The organism is Flintibacter sp. (assembly GCF_046973065.1).
Genome location: NZ_JBKVXZ010000025.1, coordinates 1 through 21,866, shown reverse-complemented (window position 1 = coordinate 21,866; position 21,866 = coordinate 1). Strand labels below are relative to the sequence as shown.

General features: G+C 48.1%; 18 protein-coding genes. 1 reads left to right on the top strand and 17 read right to left on the bottom strand.

The genetic code is table 11. From position 1 onward, the window contains the following. Positions 1-90: 90 nt before the first annotated feature. Together ACLTXB_RS10220 and ACLTXB_RS10215 are read right to left on the bottom strand one after the other, a co-directional pair. Positions 91-474, bottom strand: a complete 384-nt coding sequence (locus tag ACLTXB_RS10220) for a TnpV protein (protein WP_428226036.1) — start codon at positions 472-474, stop codon at positions 91-93. Further along, entirely contained in the window at positions 471-2,393 is a 1,923-nt protein-coding gene (locus ACLTXB_RS10215; RefSeq protein ID WP_428226913.1) for a recombinase family protein, read from the bottom strand. Before ACLTXB_RS10215 ends, ACLTXB_RS10220 begins: the two co-directional genes overlap by 4 nt. Positions 2,394-2,546: 153 nt before the next feature. Here ACLTXB_RS10215 and ACLTXB_RS10210 point away from each other — a divergent pair, with 153 nt between their 5' ends. Then, positions 2,547-3,665 carry a hypothetical protein gene (locus tag ACLTXB_RS10210; RefSeq protein WP_428226912.1) on the top strand — a complete coding sequence of 373 codons (1,119 nt, stop codon included), beginning with the start codon at positions 2,547-2,549 and terminating at the stop codon, positions 3,663-3,665. Positions 3,666-3,794: 129 nt separating this feature from the next. Here the strand turns inward: ACLTXB_RS10210 and ACLTXB_RS10205 are convergent, their stop codons facing one another. The 15 genes from ACLTXB_RS10205 to ACLTXB_RS10135 form a co-directional block, all read right to left on the bottom strand. Further along, on the bottom strand, positions 3,795-4,499 hold the full coding sequence (locus ACLTXB_RS10205; RefSeq protein WP_031472034.1) for a response regulator: 705 nt from the start codon (positions 4,497-4,499) through the stop codon (positions 3,795-3,797). Continuing rightward, positions 4,492-7,137: a DUF4118 domain-containing protein gene (locus tag ACLTXB_RS10200; RefSeq protein WP_428226911.1), complete on the bottom strand. Its 2,646-nt coding sequence runs from the start codon at positions 7,135-7,137 to the stop codon at positions 4,492-4,494. Before ACLTXB_RS10200 ends, ACLTXB_RS10205 begins: the two co-directional genes overlap by 8 nt. Before the next feature lie 40 nt (positions 7,138-7,177). Continuing rightward, positions 7,178-7,675 (bottom strand): hypothetical protein, encoded by a 498-nt coding sequence (locus ACLTXB_RS10195; protein WP_428226910.1) that lies wholly within the window; start codon positions 7,673-7,675, stop codon positions 7,178-7,180. A gap of 39 nt (positions 7,676-7,714) precedes the next feature. Further along, entirely contained in the window at positions 7,715-8,365 is a 651-nt protein-coding gene (locus ACLTXB_RS10190) for a potassium channel family protein (protein ID WP_031472029.1), read from the bottom strand. 21 nt (positions 8,366-8,386) lie between these two features. Further along, positions 8,387-9,721, bottom strand: a complete 1,335-nt coding sequence (locus ACLTXB_RS10185) for a TrkH family potassium uptake protein (protein ID WP_428226909.1) — start codon at positions 9,719-9,721, stop codon at positions 8,387-8,389. A 135-nt stretch (positions 9,722-9,856) separates the two neighbouring features. Beyond that, entirely contained in the window at positions 9,857-10,258 is a 402-nt protein-coding gene (locus ACLTXB_RS10180) for a CBS domain-containing protein (protein WP_428226908.1), read from the bottom strand. Positions 10,259-10,289: 31 nt separating this feature from the next. Further along, positions 10,290-10,490 carry a hypothetical protein gene (locus ACLTXB_RS10175; RefSeq protein WP_428226907.1) on the bottom strand — a complete coding sequence of 67 codons (201 nt, stop codon included), beginning with the start codon at positions 10,488-10,490 and terminating at the stop codon, positions 10,290-10,292. A gap of 154 nt (positions 10,491-10,644) precedes the next feature. Beyond that, a complete protein-coding gene (locus ACLTXB_RS10170) occupies positions 10,645-11,532 on the bottom strand; it encodes a hypothetical protein (protein ID WP_428226906.1) in 888 nt (295 codons plus the stop codon). A 38-nt stretch (positions 11,533-11,570) separates the two neighbouring features. After that, positions 11,571-12,245 carry a potassium-transporting ATPase subunit KdpC gene (gene kdpC, locus ACLTXB_RS10165; RefSeq protein ID WP_428226905.1) on the bottom strand — a complete coding sequence of 225 codons (675 nt, stop codon included), beginning with the start codon at positions 12,243-12,245 and terminating at the stop codon, positions 11,571-11,573. A gap of 14 nt (positions 12,246-12,259) precedes the next feature. Further along, positions 12,260-14,311 (bottom strand): potassium-transporting ATPase subunit KdpB, encoded by a 2,052-nt coding sequence (kdpB, locus tag ACLTXB_RS10160; RefSeq protein WP_428226904.1) that lies wholly within the window; start codon positions 14,309-14,311, stop codon positions 12,260-12,262. Between the two features lie 16 nt (positions 14,312-14,327). Next, positions 14,328-16,088 (bottom strand): potassium-transporting ATPase subunit KdpA, encoded by a 1,761-nt coding sequence (locus tag ACLTXB_RS10155; RefSeq protein WP_428226903.1) that lies wholly within the window; start codon positions 16,086-16,088, stop codon positions 14,328-14,330. A 31-nt stretch (positions 16,089-16,119) separates the two neighbouring features. Then, complete coding sequence (gene kdpF, locus ACLTXB_RS10150) at positions 16,120-16,197, bottom strand: K(+)-transporting ATPase subunit F (protein WP_154658714.1); 78 nt, start codon at positions 16,195-16,197, stop codon at positions 16,120-16,122. A 366-nt stretch (positions 16,198-16,563) separates the two neighbouring features. After that, a complete protein-coding gene (locus tag ACLTXB_RS10145; protein ID WP_428226902.1) occupies positions 16,564-19,245 on the bottom strand; it encodes a DUF4118 domain-containing protein in 2,682 nt (893 codons plus the stop codon). Between the two features lie 301 nt (positions 19,246-19,546). Then, entirely contained in the window at positions 19,547-19,675 is a 129-nt protein-coding gene (locus tag ACLTXB_RS10140; protein WP_428226901.1) for a helix-turn-helix domain-containing protein, read from the bottom strand. A 142-nt stretch (positions 19,676-19,817) separates the two neighbouring features. Then, the gene (locus ACLTXB_RS10135) at positions 19,818-21,692 is read right to left on the bottom strand and encodes a PrpR N-terminal domain-containing protein (RefSeq protein ID WP_428226900.1); all 1,875 of its coding nucleotides are present in this window, start codon (positions 21,690-21,692) and stop codon (positions 19,818-19,820) included. Positions 21,693-21,866: the final 174 nt, after the last annotated feature.

The window sequence follows — 21,866 nt, the reverse complement described above, 5'->3', positions numbered from 1 at the left end:
TTTGATAAATGAAAAGCGACAGACACTTCATAAGGAAATACCTGTCGCTTCGTTGATGATATAAAATTGTTGGTTTTGGACTTGATAAAATCAGCAGTAAATCATTTCCTGTCTGATGATTTCTTCGGCTCGGTTACGGATAGAGTTCATGGACTGTACCCACAACATCTGATTGTCTGCTTTCATGGTTTCGGTCACACCCTCGGCTTGTTTCATCTGCTCAATGATAAGGCTGCACCTTTCCGTTGCCTGTTCGTTCAGGTCAGCAAGGTGAGTATGCAGTTCGCCGGATAAACAGAGGGCAGAGAACCTTGCAGGGCGGTACTGCTCCAAATATATCCTGTGCAGTCTGCCCCACATACCGATAGGGCGGCGTTCCTCCGGAAGCTTCAAGTCCAGCACATAGTAATCACCCACAAGAACATAGTCCAGACCGTTGCTTTCATCATGGATTCGTGGTTTCAATTCTGTCATGCTATTTTTTCTCCTTTCACTTTTTGCCGATTTAATTTGCTTGTGGCGTTCTGTTCAGCACACAGCTTGCTATCAGAACTTTTTTCTTCTGCTATACGCTCATGCTCCGCAAATTTTTTTGATTTCTCACGAATCTTTTTCATATATTTACGATTGGATTCTCGTTTTCTGCGAAGTCGTTCCGCCTCTTTTTCAGCAGCAATCCTTTCTTCCTCTGTTGGTTCATGCTGCTCCACAGGTACTTGAAATTGCCCGACATAGTTAAGATATATCTCCACCTCTGTGGTGCGGTCTGCACCTTTTCCCTGTGGCTCGTGAACCAGTATTTTGTCTATAAATTCATTTATCATGGCAGGAGTAAGCTCTGTAATGTTCTCATATTTTTTAACCAGCTTTAGAAAACGCTCCACATTATTTTGACCGCCTATAATCCGTTGCATATCAGCGGTGTCAGTCTCAATAATCTTGTTTAGCTCGTTCTGCTCATTTTCATAATCAGTAAGCATACTCTGAAAAAGCCTGTCCGGCAATCTTCCAATTACATTATCTTCATAGATTTTCCTGATAAGCATATCCAGTTCGTGAACTCGCTTCTGATTTCTTTCAATGCGGTTTTTTACAGTTTCAGAAACAGCAATATCTTTCATCGCCGATTCTTCTTGCAAAGAATAGACAAACTCCTGCTCATTCAAAGAAACATAATGGCAAGTCTCTTGTATGGTTTTCAGAATGATGCTTTTAAGTGCTTTTGTTGAAATATGGTGGCAAGTACAATGCCGGTCATACTTCTGATAAGCAAGATTATAAGTGGAACATTCATAACAATCTGCCGGATTTGAATGGCTTATCCGCTTTTCGCCTTTGGTAGTATAGTATATTCTTTCACGCCCTTTTCGTTGCCTGTGATTATACATCGGCGCACCACAGTCAGCACAGTAAATCTTTCCGGTCAGAACATTAGGCTCGCCCATAGGATCGGCTTTTCTTACATTCTGCCTTAACTTTTGAGCAAGCAGCCATGTTTCTTCATCGACAATAGGCTCTTGTGTATCATCAAAAACCACCCAATCTTCCTTGTCTGCCCTTTTCGTCTTTTTGTCCTTATAGGAATTTTTGAATGTCCTGAAGTTGACAGTCTTTCCAATATACTCTGGTCGGGCAATCAGAGTAGTAACCTGATTTCCTCGCCACATATACGGATTTTCTTTGTCATAGTTGCTTGCATGATTTCCAAGTCCCTTTTTCCCAAGATAATAAGACGGTCTTTCTATTTTTTCTTCTGAAAGTTCTCTTGCTATCTGATAAGGTCCTTTTCCCTCAATAGTCATACGATAAATTCTGCGGACTACTTCAGCAGCTTCTTCATCAATAATCCAATGGTCGGGGTTTTCGGGGTCTTTCAAATAGCCGTATGGTGGGATATTACTTGTATGCGCATTGCCGGAAGAACCCCTGGATTTCAGTACAGCTTTAATTTTCTTACTTGTGTCCCTGACAAACCACTCATTCATGATATTCAGAAAAGGGGCAAACTCACTGGTTTCTTGACGGTCACTGTCAATACCATTATTGATTGCTATAAATCGAACTTCCTTTTCTCTAAACAGAATGTCAGTGAAAAAACCTACTTGCAGATGATCTCTGCCAATTCTGGACATATCCTTGCAGATACAGGCAGTGATTTCTCCGTTTTTAACACCTTCAACAAGTCTGTTCCATGAAGGTCTGTCAAAAGTTGCTCCACTCCAACCATCATCGGTAAAATGAACAAGATTCGTAAAGCCATGTTTTATAGCATAATCTTCAAGCATTTGCTTTTGATGAACGATACTATTACTCTCGCCAGCATTATCGTCATCACGAGACAGTCTTTCATACAGAGCAGTAATGCCATTGCTTCTATCTTTTTTTCTTCTCATGCTGAACTCCTTTCTTCAATTCCTATCCACTCCTTACGCTCACAAAATATCACATCCGAAAGGTGGTGAGGGAAAATGGATACAGCGTGGACCTGGGAGCTGTCCGCCCACTGTGCCAAATACAGCTTTCTGACGGAATCTAAGGGCTTGACCATGCGGGAAGTGGAACGCATCTTTCAGCTTGACCCGGAACCGCCTGTTCTGGAAAATATGAACGACTACATCATTGAGGCTGTGCGGAGCCGTGAATTGCGCTGGTTCTCATTTTTCCTGCACTGCTATGAAAATCGGCTCAATGGCCGTATTCGCCGTTTCCTGCTGCGGGAGGGGCTGGATCGCTATGACCCGGAACGCTTTTTGGACTACAAAATGGGCTGTGTACTTGCCATGCTGGATTGTCTCAGGGGATACAATCCAGCACAAGGGGCGGATTTTCTGACCTATGCCCATCATTTTATCGGGAACGCTCTTTTGACCTGCCGAATGCAGGAGGAGGCCGGTTCCTTTGAAAATGTGGATGAGTACAAAGCTGTGCGTGGGATTGCATGGCTCTACAATCAATCCGGACAATCTGAACAGGCGGCGATCCAGAAATATGCCCAGAAACATAACTGCTCAAGTGAAACCGCAGCGAAGTTTTTGGCGTTGGCCAAGCAAAACCGAAGCCGTGTTCCGTTTTACCAAACCGTACAGGACGAGGACAGCGAAGAAACCGGCGAGGATGTCAGCCGGGATAACCATTGGGACTATGCGGAGATTCTATGGAACGGCATCCAGGCTGAAGCTGTCCGAGAGGCATTTGAAAAGCTGAATTACCGGGAGCAGACCCTTTTGGAAAAGAGAAACGCCATCTGTATGACTTGTGGGCGGGTCAGCCCACTCAGCATCCGGCTGACCTTTGAAGAACTGGCAATCCTCTTTGAGGGCAGCACAGCCAGCGGTGCAGAACGGGCCTATCACAAAGCCGTGGAGCGCTTAGCCTGTCTGCTGACAGAAGCAGGAGTGCTTCACATGATTCGCCTGAAACGAAAATCCCAGACCAAACGCAAAAAGAAAATCGCCGCCGCTGTCTACCTCTACCAGGTGGACAACGACGGCGAATGGGGCGAGATTTCATTTGATTTTGAGGCCGGAACAGCGGAGATCATCCGGTTGGCGGAATGGGATACCACAGAGAGCAACATTTTTGCCAAAAGAATAATTCATTATATATTTCAGCACATAGGAGCATTCCTTTCACAACACATTCCCATGATAGTATTTGCGCCCTGATTATTTCAAACAACAGGCAGCATAATATAGCATTTCATTAGAATATTAGCGTTATAATAGAAAACTATATACCTCTGGATTATACTCTCCAAAAGGTTTGTTTCCAACCTCTATATCAGTTAACGTTTCTTATGGCTCTACTCGCATCATGCGATACCCGACTCCGATATGGGTCTGGATATATTGCGGAGAACCCGGCTCTTTTTCCAATTTCTTACGCAGGGTAGCCATAAATACGCGAAGTGAGGCAACATCATTTTCCCAGCTTCTTCCCCAAATCTGCTGGGTAATGAAAGTATGGGTCAGCACCTTGCCCACATTTTTACAAAGTAGGCACAGCAGTTTGTATTCACTGGGGGTTAAGTGAAGCTCTTGCCCATCCAAAAAAGCACAGCCAGCTGCGTAATCCACTTTTAACTTGCCATTTGTAAAAACCGCATCTGTATTGATAGAACCAATCTGCAGTGCGGCTAAGCGCCGCTGTGTCACGCGCAGTCTTGCAAGCAATTCTTCCACAGAAAAGGGCTTGGTCAGATAATCATCGGCACCAGCATCCAGCGCATCAATTTTATCCGTATCCTCACTCCGGGCGCTGATTACAATAATGGGCATATTGGACCAGGAACGAACTTTGTGGATGACTTCCACGCCATCCATGTCCGGCAGTCCCAAATCCAGCAAAATGATTTCCGGATTGTGGGAGGAAGCCTCCAGAATAGCTGATTCTCCGTTTGCCGCAGTCAAAAAGCGGTAATCATGGGCTTTTAATGTTGTAGTAATTAAGTTGCGAACGGGTGTATCGTCCTCAACCACTAAGATCAAAGGTTTATTCATGCAGTTCTACCTCCCCGGCTGGTACAGAAAATGTAAAAATGGATCCATGAGGCAAATGATCGGTGACCATGATTTCTCCTCCATGTGCATTGACAATGGATTTACACAATGCCAAACCCAATCCCATGCTGCGGCGGCTATCCGCAATCTGATTGGACGCACTGTAAAACATATCAAAAATATGCGGTTTGTCTTTGTCAGAGATTCCCGGTCCGTTATCTGCAACGGAAATATAGATGTAGCTTCCTTTTTGTTTCCACCCAATGTCAATTTCGGACCCTGGCGGAGTGTACTTGATGGCATTATCCACCAGATTGATAATAACCTGAACGATGAGTTTTGCGTCAATCTGCGCCAAAAGGTATTCCTCACTGTTTTGCACCTTCAGGTGATACTCCGCACTCTTCCGGTTAATATGACGCAGGGCCTCTGCAACCACCTCATCCATCAACTCCGTAGATACATGCAGGTTCATCCGTCCTTCTTCCAACCGACTGACAGACAGCAGATTTTCCACCAGGTTAATGAGCCACATGGCGTCATCATAGATATCGGTATACATCTGTTCCTTGGTCTTTGCGTCAAACAAATCCCCATTGGAGAGCAGATTGCTGGCGTTTCCCGAAATAGAAGTAAGCGGAGTACGTAAATCATGAGAAATCGATCGAAGCAGATTGGCGCGAAGCTGTTCATTTTTGGCCAAAACCGCAGCAGCTTCTTTTTCCTCTAAATTCTTCTGGTTTTCAAGGGCAAGTGCAGATTCGCCTAAAACAGAAAGAAGAATACTTGTTTCAAAGGAGTCCAGTGGCTTATCCGATGCGGCAATGCCCACGACCCCATAAATCTGCTTTCCCGTCCGTACCGATAGATAGGTGCAACAGGAATCGGAAAGGTTTTCTGTTCCTGCACCAGCCCGCTTATTGTTTGTTATCACCCACTGCGCTACCTCACGCTCCTTTTCAGAGGTGTAACGCTCCGGAGAAGCCGTACTGTCCGCAAGAAAGATTTCCGGCATCACAGGTTTTTCTTCCTTTATGCGGTATGCAATGATATCTCGTTGGAATATTTTTAATAACTGTTTTGCCGTTACCGAGATAATTTCTTCCTCCGTTCGAGCCTTTTGAAGATTCTGATTGGTTTCAAAAAGAAGCTTTGTACGCCATGCTATCTGAGCAGATCGTTTGGCATGGGACTTCAGTTTGGATGCTAAAGAGCCTGTAAGCAGGGAGGCCAGAAACATGACAAGAAACGTAACCGGGTATCCGCTGTCATAAGCATGCAGAGAAAATCTGGGTTCCGTAAAAAAGAAATTGAAGGTAAGCACACTGACGAAGGAAGCGATAAAACTACAGACAGAACTCTTTGTGGATATGGAAACCAGCATAACGCCCAAAATATAAAGCGTAATAATATTAGCCTCCGTAAAGCCCAAATGATAAAACAAAAATCCTATAACCGTAGCTAAAATAAGGAGCAGTGCGCTTTTTAACAAATCAAGAATTGACAAGGTCGGCAGACGCATGATTTCTCGATGTTTAGCAGCAAACCGACCATTCAATCCATTATCGGGAATGATGTGAATGTCAAGTTCCGGAATAAGTTCGATTAGCCGCTCAGTTAAAGATGGCTTCCGGAACAACATATGATGCGGAATCCCGCTGCGGCCAAGCACAATTTTTGTGACCCCTGACAGACGTGAAAATTCGGCAATCTGATACGCAACATCATCGCCATAAACTGTTTCGATGGATGCCCCCAATTGCTGCGCCAGATGAATATTGGTCTGGAGGCGTTCTTTATCCGTCTGAGGCATCCACTGAAATGCCTTTGTTTCTACAAATAGTGCAGTAAATCCGCAACGGAAAGCACTTGCCATCCGTGCTGCTGTGCGTATAATTTTCTCATTAGAAGGAGCAGAAGAAAGACACACCAGAATGTGCTCACGAGTGCGGTATTCCATTTTACTCTGGTAACCTTGGGTATATAAAGCTGCTCTGTCTGCACAACGGCGCAAACCAATCTCCCGCAGTGCGCTTAATTGTGACAATGTGCAGTCGGAAAGCAGCTCTCCCTTCTTCTGCTGAAGCAGACGCTGCTGCAGTCTTTCCGGCTCGATATCTATAAACTCCACCTGGTCTGCCTGATCAAACACACGGTCTGGAATACGCTCTGATACAGAAGACCCCAGTATGGAAAAAACGGTATCCTGGATGCTCTCAATGTGCTGAACATTCAGTGTTGTATAAACATCCACGCCTGCTTTCAACAATTCCGCTATATCCTGATAGCGTTTCATATGGCGCGAAACATCCATGTTCAAGTGAGATAAATCATCAACCAAAATCAAATCCGGCGCTCTTTTCAGACAGGCATCCAAATCCATTTCATAATCAGTCCGCCCGGCCCGGATTATTGTTTTATAAGGCAATACCTCAAACTTTTCAGCCAAAAATTGAGTTTGAGGCCACTGCTCGCAGGAGAGTAAGCCAATGACTACATCCAGCCCCGCTTGTCTTGCCTGTTCAGCGCTCTCCAACATAGAATAACTTTTGCCAGCACCAGTAAAGTAGCTGGAAAAAATAGTGAGTTTTCCTTGTTTCTTCTCTGTAAGTTGCTCAGGCAGTGTGACTGTATTCATTATGAACCCTCCTTCCAAGCAAATGTATTATAGCATAAATTTACGCCCTCTGGCCGCAGAGTTGGTGAATAAAATGCAGCACCAAAGATTGGTTATCGCTGCCTTTCCACAGAACTTTTTGATGCTGAGGATTTTTCTCAATAGTTTTCACGTCAACAATTCCATTGTCTATGGAAAAGGATTGCGGATTTAGAGTAATGCATTTCCACCGTGCCAGTCTTGCACTTTCTACATCGGAATCGGCGGATATAATTACCACATCGGCATCTCCGCAATCAAAGGACTTCATAACTTCCTGTTCACTGCCAACAGATAGATTGCAATGTACATCAGGATACAAATGATTGATATCTTTCAGAATATTTGAAACAGCCGGTATGATGTTAACGCACGAGGTCGCAATATTGAAACAGGTTGTTTGCGCCTGTTCTTCGTTCTCCTGCCGGACCTTATCCAGAAAATGATCCAATTTTCCCATCATGTAATACAAAAATATTGCAATTGCAGCAAAACCACCCAGTAAAACGACGTCTTCCATTTCTATCTCTCCTTCTTGGGGGCCGTAAGGGTACTGTACTCATATATGGAAGCACTTCTGGATATCACGCTGTGTTCCCAAAACCAGGATCGTGCTGTTTTCCGGCAAACATATATCCGGGGTGATGACCGTCATAGCGAATTTTCCGCTCTGCTTAATTGCCAGGATGTTGACATGGTAGCGTTTCCGCACGTCCAATTGTCCGATCGTCTTTCCAACCCAGTTATTAGGGACTTCAATTTCAAAGATTGCGTGGTCATCACCCAGAGCAATATAGTCGTAAATATGATCGGAACTATAACGGATCGCACTCCAAATTGCCATCTGCTTTTCCGGATATACAACTTCATCGGCACCATTGCGGAGCAAAAACTTTGCCTGTACATCCCGCGCGGCTCTTGCCACCACTTTTTTTGCCCCTAATTCCTTTAATAAGGATGCAGTTTCTAAGGAACTTTGAAAATTATCTCCAATTGCAACAATACAAACATCAAAATTTCGCACACCAATAGCAGAAAGGAATTCTTCACTGGTGCTATCCCCAATCTGGGCATTGGTCACAAAGGGAAGAACTGCATTGACTCGTTCCTCATCTTTGTCTATCGCCATAACCTGATGATTCAGTTCGTTTAGCTTCATCGCAATGTGGCGGCCAAAACGGCCTAAGCCAATCAACAAAATTGTTTTCATAAGTCCTCCATATTTATTTCTTTACCCTACTGTAATTCGTTCCTGAGGGAGTCGAGCACTGTTGCCCTGTATGTTGGAGAGGGCTGCAAATATTAATGTAAGTCCGCCAACCCGACCAAAAAACATCAGTACAATTAGAATGAGCTGTGATATCCACCCCAACTGCGGAGTAATCCCCAACGAAAGACCTACCGTTCCTATGGCAGAGGCTGTCTCAAAAAGGCAGGTAAGGACAGGCAGATTCTCTAACCTGCTGATGATCAGCCCGCCAGTTAAAAACAGAATCAGGTACATCATCATAATCGTGGCCGCCTGAGTCACTGTTTCATTTGGCACACGCCGATTGAAAAAGTGCGGATTCTCTCTACGACGAAAAACTGCGAAAGCACTCGCCAATAAGACTGCCAAAGTGGTGGTTTTCATACCTCCAGCAGTAGATCCCGGAGAACCGCCGATCAGCATTAGAATCGTAATCATCGACTGCCCGGTTTCGCTCATGGCCGTGAGATCCGCCGTGTTGAAGCCGGCGGTTCTAGGCGTGACGGCCTGAAAAATCGATAAAAGAAATCGCTCTCCGATAGGCGCATCCTCAAACTCAAAAAAGAAAAAATAGATTGTTGGAAGCAGGATTAAGATGCCGGTCACGGTGAGAATCACTTTGCTCTGCATCCGGTATTTTCGGAGATTCAGCCGATTGGTGCGAATATCCTCCCAGGTCAGAAAGCCAATTCCTCCCACCACGATCAAAAGCGCAATCACAAGGGAAACGATTGGGTTCCTTGCATAATCCGTCAAGGAGGAAAAAGGAGCTTTCATTCCCATCAGATCAAACCCTGCATTACAAAAAGCGGATATGGAGTGGAATAAAGCATACCAAGCACCCTTAATAAGTCCAAACTCTTGGTAAAACACAGGAAAAAGAAGCGCGGCTCCTAATAATTCGACTATCAGGGCTGTCTTTAGAATAAACTGGGTCAGACGAACAATGCCTCCCACATTGGGGGCTGCAATTGCTTCCTGCATGGTACTTCGCTGCATGAGTCCGATTTTTCGCCCCGAGAGAATGGCAAAGGCGCCTGCCACCGTCACGACACCAAGTCCGCCTATTTGTATCAGCAAAATAATGATAAATTGTCCAAAATTCGACCAGTAAGTAGCTGTATCATGTATCACCAATCCTGTTACACAGACAGCGGATGTGGAAGTAAACAGAGCATCCAAAAACGAGGTACTGGTTCCCTCTTGTGTTGATACTGGAAGCATAAGAAGGAAACTTCCCATTAATATGACCAGAAAAAATCCCAATATGATAACCCGGAAAGGGGACTTATTGTTTTTATGTAAAAACTGCCACATAAGCCTCCACCTCTTAATACGCCTTTATTATTTCTTTATACCCCCATTATCCATATCTGGTTTAAAGGAGGTGTTAATGTATTAGGACGCATATTAAGACGGTATTAAGGCACAAGTCACTCCTCTTATTGGAAACTACTTTTTAGAAGCCGCAATCTCTGCAATCAGTCTACGGCGAGTGACGATTCCACAAAGTGCGTTTCTGCTATCAACAACCGGGACAAAATTTTGTCGAAGCGAGGCATCCACCACGACATCAAACTCCGCCTCAATAGAAAGCGCCGGGCAAAAGTCGCGCCGTAAAATGTCTCTAACAGAATACTTCTCCTGTTCCTTCATATCTGTTGTACCGGTTTTCAAGATATGTCTGAGAAAATCTCCTTCCGTAACGCTTCCGATATAATGCTCCTCGGTGTCCAATACTGGAATGGCCGTATAATGGCAATGTGCTAAGACTTCTAATCCCTGCCGGATCGTGCTGCGCTCATGTAAAACAACAGTGCAAATCTTGGGAATCATAATTTTGGCAATATTCATATTTAACACTTTCTTGAACCGCAAACCCGTCTCATATCCAGCCAAACATGAAAGCGATTGGAAAAGTAATAATTGTTGTACATACACAAACTGCTGCCAAGGTGACAAGAGGCATTCCAATGAAGATGAGCAAAAACCCCAACAACCTGTGATGGAAAAGAAACTTTTCCATGGCGGCGTCAACATGGTTTTCAAAACGAGAGACACGCTTTTTTAACTTTAACGCAAACATATCTGTCTCCTCCTTATGGCATTATGATAGCGCGCAGAAACTAAAACCGGGAAAAGGATTGCACATATGGAATTAAGAACAGATAAAAGGCCGCCGGTCTGCCTGAACTGTACAGGCAGATCGGCGGCCTTTTGCATGGCATAGGAAGATGAACTTATTGATTCAGCGGGAAGAGGATCTTCATCAGCACATGTTCTGCGGCATTGGTGTGATCCACGCTGAAATAGAGGCGTTTCCCCGCGCTGTCCATAAGCTCAAACTGACCTCCGCTGCAGAGAAATCGGATGCCCAACTGCTCCAAAGTCCGATAGAGCGCCAAATGCCATTCGATCCAGTTTGGGACACCGTCCTGCAGCAATGCATCCCGGAGCCATTCAAATTCAGGCGGAACCAGATGCTTTTCTAAAAACAGACGCCATAAGTTTTCCTTTTGCTGCGGTTGCAGCCCGGACAAGCAGGCAGCAGGGTTCTCCTGCGCCGAGTTGCTATTCAACGAAACATAGCAGTAGGACAAGGTGCGATCCGCCGTAAACAGCCTCTGCTGGTTCAGAAAATCGGCAAATCTCCAGTCAAAAGCAACCACATACGCATCATGTACCGCTGCGCATAAAAGCTGGTACATACAATCAGCCGACAAAGGATCAGGAAACTGGATACATAAATAGATATCCTGAAAATTGTCACACCAGATTCCGGAAATATTGTGTTGCTGCACAATGTACCCACCGCCCATTTCAGAAAATGAAAGTTCAATCAATTCGCGGTTCTCCGCCATTCCAAAAATCTGAACAGGCCATATGGGATTGACTTTGCAGGCCAGGGGAGCGAATGTCTGTGCAAACTCCAAAACCGGCACGGACAGGACTTCATACCCCAATTGAAGCTGCGGCTTCCCATCTTGATAGGATACTCTGCACGATTGACCAAGCCATTCCTTTAAGGACTTTGCCAGGCATATCGTCAGCCACGCCGGAGTTTCATCTGCAATCTGGGTCATTGCTTTGATTTTCTGCTTTAGCGTTTTGTCATAATGGAATTGCATAGTGTGCCTCCGTTATCGAAAACCAGCGGGGAGGGCACTTACTTGGACGCATCCACCACAAGGCCCATCGCCTTGGCAATGTCCAGGTTCACGCCGAGAACATTGACGGTTTCTTCCCCGAAAATACCCAGCAGCTTACCCTCTGTGTTATCCGCCACAATCTGTTCCAACTTTTCCTCACTCAGTCCGGAGGCTGCTGCCAGCGCGGGAATCTGAATGCGGGCGGACTCAGGTGTAATGTGCGGGTCCAGTCCGGAACCGGAAGCCGTCATCAGATCAGCAGGAATATCCTCCCGTTTCACGTCCGGGTTTGCTTCCAGGAACGCCTCGATGTCGGCCTCAACCCGTTCCGTCAGGGCAGGATTGGAGGGGGCATAATTGTTGGAACCGGAACTGAGCCCGGCAAACGCACTGCCATCGTTGTAGTATTGGTTGCCCTGTTCATCTTTATAATAGGTGTTATAATTGTAAGCCGAAGGACGACCCTTCATGAAATAGGGCTCAGTGAAATCCTGTCCTACATTTGCTGCCCCCACAGCCTGGCCGTCTGCATAGACCAGGTTGCCACTGGCTTGGCTGGGGAAAATCAACGCGGAAATGCCGGTGAGCAATACAGGAAATACAAAACCACAGAGCAGCAACAATATTAATGTTACCACCAAAGATTGACGCAGACCGTGAAAGAATGCGTTCTTGTTTGCTGTTTCGTTCATAGTAAGGGACCTCCTCAGATGCCCATTGCCGTCAGTACGGGAGCAATGATCATGTCAATGATTTTGATTCCGATGAATGGAGTGACAACGCCGCCCAGACCATAGATCATCATATTCCGAGCCAACATTTTCCCGGAAGACATGGGGCGGTACTTGACGCCTTTCATCGCCAGAGGAATCAGGCAGGGAATGATGATCGCATTAAAAATCAATGCAGACAGGATGGCACTGTTTTGTGTACTCAGGTGCATGATATTCAGAACACCCAGCTGCGGGATGGCCGCCATAAACATAGCGGGAATGATCGCAAAATACTTTGCGATATCGTTTGCAATCGAGAAGGTGGTGAGAGAGCCGCGGGTGATGAGCAGCTGCTTGCCGATCTCCACCACCTCCAGGATCTTGGTGGGGTCGGAGTCCAGATCCACCATGTTGGCGGCTTCCTTGGCCGCGGTGGTGCCGGAGTTCATGGCAAGGCCCACATTTGCCTGGGCAAGGGCGGGCGCGTCGTTGGTACCGTCGCCGGTCATGGCAACGATCTTTCCCTCCGCCTGCTCCTTTTTGATAACGCTGATCTTGTCCTCCGGCTTGCACTCGGCAATAAAGCCGTCCACCCCGGCCTCCTTGGCGATGGTGGCTGCAGTCAAGGGGTTGTCGCCGGTACACATGATGGTCTTGATGCCGATGGCCCGCAGGCGCTCAAAACGCTCTGCCATGCCGGGCTTTACAGTGTCTTTCAGATAAATAACGCCAAGCACCTGCTTATTTTGGCATACAACCAGAGGGGTGCCACCTAGGGAAGAAACCTTTTCTACATGAACATGCAGATCGGCCGGAACCGTTCCGCCCTGAGACGTAACGTATTGCTCAATAGCGTCCGAGGCGCCTTTGCGAACCTTAGTGCCATCGGGAAGATCCACGCCGCTCATGCGGGTCTGGGCGGTAAATTCCATAAAGGAAGAACCGGGGATTTCCTCACTGTTGTCTCCCAGACGGCGTGCCAGTTCCAGAATGGATTTACCCTCAGGAGTTTCATCATGAAGGCTGGTCAGAGCCGCACAGCGAATCAGATCGCCACGGCTTGCACCCTCCACGGGGAAGAAATCAGCGGCCAGGCGGTTGCCGAATGTAATGGTACCGGTCTTATCCAGAATCATGGTGTCCACATCGCCGCAGGCTTCCACCGCCTTACCGGACATAGCAATCACATTGAAGCGGGTCACGCGGTCCATACCGGCAATGCCGATGGCGGAGAGCAGACCGCCGATGGTGGTGGGGATCAGGCAAACCATCAGGGCAATCAGGGTGGATAGCGGCAGCTGAACCCCACAATACATACCGATGGGATACAAGGTGACAATAACAATCAGGAAAATGATGGTCAGGGAAACCAGGAGCGTACTCAACGCAATTTCATTGGGCGTTTTTTTCCGGGAGGCCCCTTCCACCAGAGCGATCATCCGATCCAGAAAGCTGTTGCCGGGATCAGAGGTGATGCGGATTTTCAGCCAGTCGGATACCACGGTGGTACCGCCGGTAACGGAGCAGAAGTCGCCGCCACTCTCACGGACCACGGGGGCGGACTCGCCGGTGATCGCCGATTCATCCACTGACGCAATGCCCTCAATCACCTCGCCGTCGCCGGGGATGACCTCACCGGCCACTACCATAACAACATCGCCCTTTTTCAGCTCGCTGGAAGAAACGATGGTTTCGTTACCGTCCTGGTCCAGCAAATGGGCTTCGGTGTCCTTCTGGGTTTTCTTCAGGCTGGCAGCCTGCGCCTTGCCCCGCCCCTCTGCCACAGACTCCGCGAAGTTAGCAAACAGCACCGTCACCAGCAGAATAATGGAAACGATCAAATTGTAAGTACGCAGGCCGGTATCGCCCTCACCAAACAGCCCCGGCACAATCGTCAGCAGCAGCGTGATCAGGAAGCCGATTTCCACGACGAACATGACCGGATTCTTGATCATATATCGGGGGTCCAGCTTTTTTACCGAACCGATGAGAGCCTGTTTCAGGATCTCCGGGGTCAGCAGCTTTTTATTTTGTTTCTTACTCATATTACGAAAATCCTCCTTAGCCCCAAAGGGTCAGATGTTCAGCAATGGGGCCCAGCGCCAGCGCCGGGAAGAATGTCAGCGCAGCAAAGATATACACCACGAACACAAGAATCACAGCAAAACTTACGGTACTGGTCCGCAGCGTGCCAGCAGACTCGTTAACATAGTTCTTCTTCATCAGCGAGCCTGCAATGGCCAATTGAATCACGATGGGCAGATACCGCCCCAGGAACATGACAATACCGGTGGTAATGTTCCAGAAGTAGGTATTATCTGCCAGCCCTTCAAATCCGGATCCGTTATTCGCTGCAGAGGAGGCGTATTCATACAGCACCTGGCTCAAGCCGTGGAATCCGGGATTGGTAATGCCTGCCTGACCGGCGGCCGTCGCCACCGCCAGAGCAGAGAAAGCCAGAATCAGCAACGGGTGGATAATGATGGCCAATGCGGTAAGCTTCATCTCACGTCCCTCAATCTTCTTACCAAGATATTCGGGAGTACGCCCTACCATTAGACCGCAGATGAACACCGCCAGGATGGCGTACAAAATCATATTCATCAGGCCAACACCCTTGCCGCCGAAGACACAGTTGAGCATCATATGCAGCAGGGGGACCATGCCGCCAAGAGGTGTTAACGTATCGTGCATATTATTGACGGTACCAGTGGTAAAGGAGGTTGTCACCGTGGTGAACAGAGCCGACTGTTCAATGCCGAAACGGACCTCCTTACCTTCCATGCTGCCCTGGGCCTGGCTCAGGCCGATGTCAGCCAGTGCGGGGTTGCCCTGCAATTCCGCCCAGTAGCAAAGGCTCAGGCCTACCAGGAACAAAATTCCCATGGCCAAAAAGATGCTTCGGCCTTCTTTGCCCAGCAGCCGGGCGGTGATTCCTTCCTGATGAGCAGGCAGAGCATTTTCCGGAGTCTTGCCCTTCTGATGCTGGCGACGACCTTCTCCCACCATTTTTCCAAAGGTAATGACGCAGGCGCCGGGCAGCAGCATCATGGAATACAGCTCAATCAGGTTGGACAGGATGGTAGGGTTCTCCATGGGCGTGGTGGAATTGGCGCCAAAAAATCCGCCGCCATTGGTACCCAGGTGCTTAATGATTTCAAGTGCCGCTACGGGACCCATAGCCAAGACCTGGTATGTACCTTCCAGGGTTTGCACCACCACATTCTCCGAAAAGTTCTGCGGCACACCCTGCCATACCAGCAGCAGTCCGCCTACCAGAGAGAAGGGCAGCAGTACACGGGTGGTGATGCGAACCAGATCGGCAAAAAAGTTTCCCACATTGTCCTTCGTTTTTCCTGCCAGGCCGCGGATAAAGGCCACACAGGCGGCATAGCCGCTGGCTGCCGAAACAAACATCATAAAGATGATGACCAGCATTTGAGAAAGATAGCTCAATCCGCTTTCACCAGAGTAGTGCTGCAGGTTGGTGTTGGTCATAAAACTGATGATGGTATTGAAGGCCAGAGTAGGTTCCATTTCCTCGATCCCATTGGGATTCAGGAGGGGGATGCTCTGGAGACGGAGAATCAAGTAGCCGATGGCGATCATCACTGCGTTGGTGCCGATCAGGGCCATGGCGTACTGTTTCCAGTTCATACCCTTGTGGGGATCTACCCCGCCCAACTTATAAATTGCCCCGTCTACTCGATCAAATACAGGGTCGGCAAAGGTGTGTTTTCCAGCGGCAATATGATACAGATACCGCCCCACCGGAATGACAAGGATCAAATAAATGATCAATGTCAGAACCAGCTGTAACATATGAAACTCCTCCTATACTGTGTCCTCGACATTAAAATCGCTCCGGATGCGCCAAGGCGTATACCAGATATCCGCCCAGCAGCAAAACAATAATTCCGAGCAAAATCATACTGTTCAACTCCTACTCTCCATTATTCCTGAGAATCGACTTGCCGCTGGCACCAATTCACCAGCATCCAGACAAGGCCAAAACCGGCCAACAGGGTTCCTACCATAAAGCAATCCATCATACTCGGGGCTCCTTTCGTTGAAATAAATGATGCCATGCCACATGCGCCATTTTCCTGGCAGTGATCGTCAGCGCAAACATTCCGATGATGACGCCGATCATAGCCATGCGAAGCAGCATATACTCTGCCATAAGATTTCGCAATTGACAGGCAAGCAAAACACACAACATCTGTTTTGCGTTCATAGAATACCGCACTCTGTAATAAGTAGGGATTAAGGAAGATGACGGGATATTAACAGGAGATTAATATTTCACTTCCTCAGCAGAAACCAAGGGGAGTGTAAACTGGAATATAGTCCCGGCTGGCATATGGTCCAGTACATCTATTTTTCCCCCATGCATGGCGACAATAGATTGGCATAGATTGAGCCCAAGCCCCAGACCTCTTTGACAATCCGCTTTCCCTTGCCCGGCAGTGTAGAACAAATCAAACAAGTGCCTTTTTGCATCATTCGGAATTCCCGGGCCATCATCGGTGACGCTTATCTGCACAACATTTCCTTTCTTTATGGCACTCAGTTCAATATTTGATTCCTTAGGCGTGTACTGAATTGCGTTGTTCATAATATTGATGATGACGCGCTGAATCAGTCTTGCGTTCATAGCAGCCATGAGTGTGGCATCTTCCAAATGGACAGATATGTGATGTTCTGCAGCTCTGCGATCCAGATGTGCAACTACACTCTGGAAAAGATCTTCGATCAGTTCCGGACTCATTTTGAAGGATTCCTTATTTGTTTCCAGATGAGTGGCTACCAACAGATTTTCTGTCATGTTAATCAGCCAGTTTGTATCGTCATAAATTGCCGTGTACAGCTTTTTCCTGATTGCCGGATCAAGTGCAGACTCTTCTTGCATCAGCATATCGGCACTGCCGCTGATGTTTGTGAGCGGTGTACGTAAATCATGAGAGACTGCTCGAAGCAAATTAGCTTGCAGCCGCTCTTTTTGTGTCTGAAGCGCTGCTTTATTTCGTTCTTCCTGCAGCCGGATACGTTCCTGGCTGAGACCGCATTCACTTAATATGGCAATCATAAGGTTTTTTTCGAATGCGTCCGGGATGGAATAACCTGCAATGGGAATTCCAACAATCCCCATTACTCCCTGCGTTCCCCGGACAGACAGGAAAAGCCATTTAGAGTCCGGCAGTGTGTTTGTGGTTGCACCTGCGTGCTTGTTGTTTCTTTGTACCCACTTGGCCACCCCGATTTCTTCGGGGCCCAATTCCATCAAAATATTCTGTTCATCGGACGGTTCTACCCGAAACGCCAATTCCTTTTCCGTTCCACTTAGAGCATAGAGAACAGGTCGGTCAAAAAGCCGATTTAATTGTTCCGCAGTCAACCGAAGGCAATCCCATTCGGTCCGCCCTTTTTGCAGTTTTTGACTGCTTCCCAAAAGCAGTTCCGTATAGTAGCTTTTTTGTGCCGCCAAACGGGCCTGTGCTTTTACGCGGCTGGCCAATGAGCTTGCAATCACGCTGGAGAAAAGCATAATGAGAAATGTAACAGGGTAGCTGGGATCGTTGGCTTGAAAGGTAAAACGAGGTTCTGTAAAAAGAAAATTGAAAGCGGCAACACTGAGGAGAGAATCAATGGCGCCATAAAAGTGACCATTTGTCCAAACCGCCGTAATAAGAACTCCCAAAATGTAAACCGTAATGATGTTTGATTCGCTGAATCCAGCGTAATAAAAGCCAAATCCCGCAAGGGAGGAAAGCAGCAGAGAGGCCAGCATAATGCCTGTGTCTTTCCATGTAAAGCGTGCTTTGGAAACATGAAGCTTTCCAAGAGGCTTTTTATACAGCGGTTGGTGATCCGGAATAATGTATACATCCAGATCTGTCAGTTCAATCAGGCGATCCGCCAGACTCTTTTTCCCTGTAATCGGGTTTTGCTTATGGTTGATGCGCCCCATAACGATTTTTGTCACGCCGCTGACACGGGCATATTCCGCAATCTGTACGGCGGGTTCCGTTCCATATACCGTAGAAATCTGTGCGCCCAGCTGCTCCGCGAGACGCAGATTACTACGCAGGCGCTTCAGGTTTTCGCCGGATAATTCTTTTGTTTCCGGTGTCTGCACAAAGAGCGCTGTAAAACCGCTGTGAAAGGCTTCCGCCATTCGTGCAGCGGTTCGGATCACTTTCGCATTGGAAGGTGCAGACGAAAGACAGATCAAAATGTGTTCCCCGGCTTTCGCGCTCTTTTCCTTACCTTCCTGCAGCGCCGCGCGGTTCAGCTGATCCGCAGTACGCCGCATAGCGATCTCACGCAGGGCAGCCAAATTTTCGGTGGTAAAAAAGTGTTGGAGGGCCTGTTTTGCCTGGCGCTCCCGGTACACTTTTCCCATCTGGAGGCGTTTCACCAACTCGTCCGGCTCAATATCCACCAGTTCAACCTGATTGGCCCGGTCAAAAACATGATCCGGGATTCGCTCATTGACGGCAATGCCTGTGATGGAGGACACCAAATCGTTGAGCGACTCCAAATGCTGCACATTCACTGTGGTATAGACGTTGATCCCAGCCTGGAGCAGTTCTTCCACATCCTGATACCGCTTTGTGTGTCGGCACCCCTGGGCATTATTGTGGGCCAATTCGTCTACCAGAATGAGTTGTGGTTTCCTCTGCAGCGCTCGATCCAGATCAAACTCTTTCAGTTTAATTCCGCGATAGTCAATCTCTTTGCAAGGTAAACTCTCCAGCCCATCCAAGAGCGCCAATGTATCTGGTCTGGCATGGGGCTCCACATAGCCCACCACAACATCCATGCCCTCTTTTTGCGCCTGATGGGCTGCCTCGAGCATGGCATAGGTCTTGCCTACACCCGCTGCATAGCCAAAAAAGATTTTTAGCTTTCCAGCAAGGTGCGTACCTTCCTCACCTATCTCGACACCTGACCTTGTCTGTTGTATCTTCTCCATATGTATCTTCTCCTACAATATCGGTCTGTGGTATACATGAGTGTTTATATCGTACCATGCGGAATACTATAAAATAATAAGAGATTGCCTAAACGTATTAAGATCAAATAAAGATAGATACAAATAAAACAAGCCGAATGTCTGTTTCAAACAGCATCCGGCTTGTGAAATAGATGAGAAAAACAATATTGGATTGAACTATCAATAAGGCATTGGTGTGAATTACTTTAGAACTCTGTCATGACAGCAAAAAGACATTTCCATCTTAGAGAAATATTATAAGCGTGGGTTTGTGGTATCTTTAACTATGGGAAACTCCTTTTTCCCACTTATGGACCGCCGGAGCCGACACGCCCAGATAGTCGGCCAGCTGTTCCTGGGTCAGGGAGAGGGTCTTTCGCTTCTCCAGGATGATCTCGCCAAGCTTCATCGTTCTACCTCCCTTTCTCTTGTATCTCCATCATAACAGAGGCAGGGAAGAGGAACAATAGCGCGGTAGTTATATGAATCGGTCAAAAAAGTAACTGTGGGTTAAATTCACTGTTTCTCTTTTAGAATTGAGTGATTCCTGCTCAAGAAGACGATCCGGAAGACAATTTCCGCCAAAGGGTGGTCCGGCTCAAGCCCAGCTTTTCTGCCAAGGCAGCATTGCCATAGCCCAGAATTTCTTTGGCTGCGGCCACGCCGGCTTGAAATTGACCGGGATTCTCCGCCGCTCCGGGAGAGAGTGCGGGGTATTGCAGCAGCAGGGACTGAAACAGTGCCTGCTCTCCAATGGCGTTGGTCAGCAGACGGCAGCGGGTATTCACCGTGCTGCTTGGCTCCATACTGAGGGCATACAGGTAGCGCTGACAAACAGCGGACAGTTCCTCCAGGTTGCCCGGCCAGTGGTAGAAGGACAGCAGCTGTTCCATGCGGCTGGAAAGGCGGGGAACTTGTTCAGCCCGCTCGGTATATTGTCTCAGATACCGCATGAACAGGGCGGGAATATCTGCGGGGTGCTCCCGAAGAGGCGGCAAGGTCAAGGTCAGGATCCCACACAGTTCTCGCAGGGCAGGGGAGAAGTGCTGAGCTTCCTCCGGGGTGGCCAGGGTGATAAACCGGACACGGAGCGGGATCGCCATCTGTCCACCCAGGTGTTTGATCCTCTGATGGCGCATCACATCCATCAGGCAGGAAAGCGCCTGGGGCTGGGCCTGATCCAGGTGCTCCAGTACGACGGTACCCTGTTGAGCAAATTCCAGCATGCTCTCCACGGTACGGCCATCCTGTTCCATCCCAAGCAGCAGCCGGCCTGCATCCTGGCTGGAAAAGGCAGCAAAATTGATGCGCACATAGGGGCTGTTTTCCCCGAAGGCCGCATTATGAATACACTGAGCCAGCCACTCCCGGCCACTTCCTTCCTCACCCAAAATGGTCAAGCTCAGGGGAACGTGTGCATACTGCAGCGCCTGACGGGTACAGCCATCCAATCCGGCACAGCAGGCCATCCAATCCGCAAAGGTAGCCTGGGCCTTGGACTCCGGCAGACTGACGGGCAAATTTCGCTTCCGGCTGCGGGTATCCATGTAAAAGGTGGTCAAAACCCCAAGGGACTCCTCCCGCAGCTGTATTTTGGTCTGCACACAGCGGAACATCGTATCCTGAATAAGATGGTATCCGTCCTGCTGCTCTTGTGTACCCGCCAGAAAGCGGGAGGTTTTCAGGGTCGGGAAAATCTGATCGATGTGCCGTCCCCGAACGTCCCGGCCGGAAAACCCAGTGAGCTGCTGGGCTGCCCGGTTAAAAAGAATTACCTCTCCCATGGCATTGCAAACCATCACGCCAAAGGTGGAGTTATTGACAATGGAGCGGAGAATGGTCTGGTTTTTCTGCTCCTGATGCAGTTGACGGGCCAGTCGGCGGGCGTCTTCCAGCGCCTGGGCAATGCTCGGTTTCCCGGGATAGAGGAGGATCCCAGCTTTTCCAAGCTTTTCGGCTGTCTCTACGGCGTGGGAGGCTCCAATGATTATATCACAGTCGGTTTGAGCGATCTTTTCCTCCAGCTCCTGGGTATCCTCGTAGGTCAAAAGGGTCGCAGGATCTCCTAACAGCCGCTCATAGGCAGCCATATCCGGAAGATGGACGCGATAATACAAAACAATGGCTGGGCGGCGCCCCCGCTCCAGCGCGGAGTGCAGTGCGGTCAGGTAATCCAGATCTCCCACAGGGATCTCCACCAGGTGGCCCTGTCCCTGCCGGACAAATTCAGCGGCGTTGGCTGCGCCACCTACAAATACCTCACACCCATTTCGGCGTCCCTGCTCCACACAGGCCTGCAGGGTATCAGCTGTGCAATTCATTACCTGGATCTCCGTATCCGGCCAGGAGAGCTCCGACAGGACCTCTTGGGCCAATTGGGTAAGCTGACCATAGCCCAGAAAGCCAATTTGGTATCGATAGGCCACAGGTTTCCCTCCTCTATCCCTGAAAGTGGATTGATTTTATCATTATAATATGAAAATTATTTGGAAACAAGGGGATGCAATCTATGATGTGCCCCCTTGTTTTGTTTAATTTTTATAAGAAACACAGCAGAATCCGTCGTGCTATCGTCCAAAAATGACGACCTGTCCACTGTA

What these genes read in the sequence shown, in the direction of transcription:
- ACLTXB_RS10220 (WP_428226036.1), bottom strand. Translation starts at nt 474, where the DNA reads ATGACAGAATTGAAACCACGAATCCATGATGAAAGCAACGGTCTGGAC.
- ACLTXB_RS10215 (WP_428226913.1), bottom strand. Translation starts at nt 2,393, where the DNA reads ATGAGAAGAAAAAAAGATAGAAGCAATGGCATTACTGCTCTGTATGAA.
- ACLTXB_RS10210 (WP_428226912.1), top strand. Translation starts at nt 2,547, where the DNA reads ATGCGGGAAGTGGAACGCATCTTTCAGCTTGACCCGGAACCGCCTGTT.
- ACLTXB_RS10205 (WP_031472034.1), bottom strand. Translation starts at nt 4,499, where the DNA reads ATGAATAAACCTTTGATCTTAGTGGTTGAGGACGATACACCCGTTCGC.
- ACLTXB_RS10200 (WP_428226911.1), bottom strand. Translation starts at nt 7,137, where the DNA reads ATGAATACAGTCACACTGCCTGAGCAACTTACAGAGAAGAAACAAGGA.
- ACLTXB_RS10195 (WP_428226910.1), bottom strand. Translation starts at nt 7,675, where the DNA reads ATGGAAGACGTCGTTTTACTGGGTGGTTTTGCTGCAATTGCAATATTT.
- ACLTXB_RS10190 (WP_031472029.1), bottom strand. Translation starts at nt 8,365, where the DNA reads ATGAAAACAATTTTGTTGATTGGCTTAGGCCGTTTTGGCCGCCACATT.
- ACLTXB_RS10185 (WP_428226909.1), bottom strand. Translation starts at nt 9,721, where the DNA reads ATGTGGCAGTTTTTACATAAAAACAATAAGTCCCCTTTCCGGGTTATC.
- ACLTXB_RS10180 (WP_428226908.1), bottom strand. Translation starts at nt 10,258, where the DNA reads ATGAATATTGCCAAAATTATGATTCCCAAGATTTGCACTGTTGTTTTA.
- ACLTXB_RS10175 (WP_428226907.1), bottom strand. Translation starts at nt 10,490, where the DNA reads ATGTTTGCGTTAAAGTTAAAAAAGCGTGTCTCTCGTTTTGAAAACCAT.
- ACLTXB_RS10170 (WP_428226906.1), bottom strand. Translation starts at nt 11,532, where the DNA reads ATGCAATTCCATTATGACAAAACGCTAAAGCAGAAAATCAAAGCAATG.
- kdpC (WP_428226905.1), bottom strand. Translation starts at nt 12,245, where the DNA reads ATGAACGAAACAGCAAACAAGAACGCATTCTTTCACGGTCTGCGTCAA.
- kdpB (WP_428226904.1), bottom strand. Translation starts at nt 14,311, where the DNA reads ATGAGTAAGAAACAAAATAAAAAGCTGCTGACCCCGGAGATCCTGAAA.
- ACLTXB_RS10155 (WP_428226903.1), bottom strand. Translation starts at nt 16,088, where the DNA reads ATGTTACAGCTGGTTCTGACATTGATCATTTATTTGATCCTTGTCATT.
- kdpF (WP_154658714.1), bottom strand. Translation starts at nt 16,197, where the DNA reads ATGATTTTGCTCGGAATTATTGTTTTGCTGCTGGGCGGATATCTGGTA.
- ACLTXB_RS10145 (WP_428226902.1), bottom strand. Translation starts at nt 19,245, where the DNA reads ATGGAGAAGATACAACAGACAAGGTCAGGTGTCGAGATAGGTGAGGAA.
- ACLTXB_RS10140 (WP_428226901.1), bottom strand. Translation starts at nt 19,675, where the DNA reads ATGAAGCTTGGCGAGATCATCCTGGAGAAGCGAAAGACCCTCTCCCTG.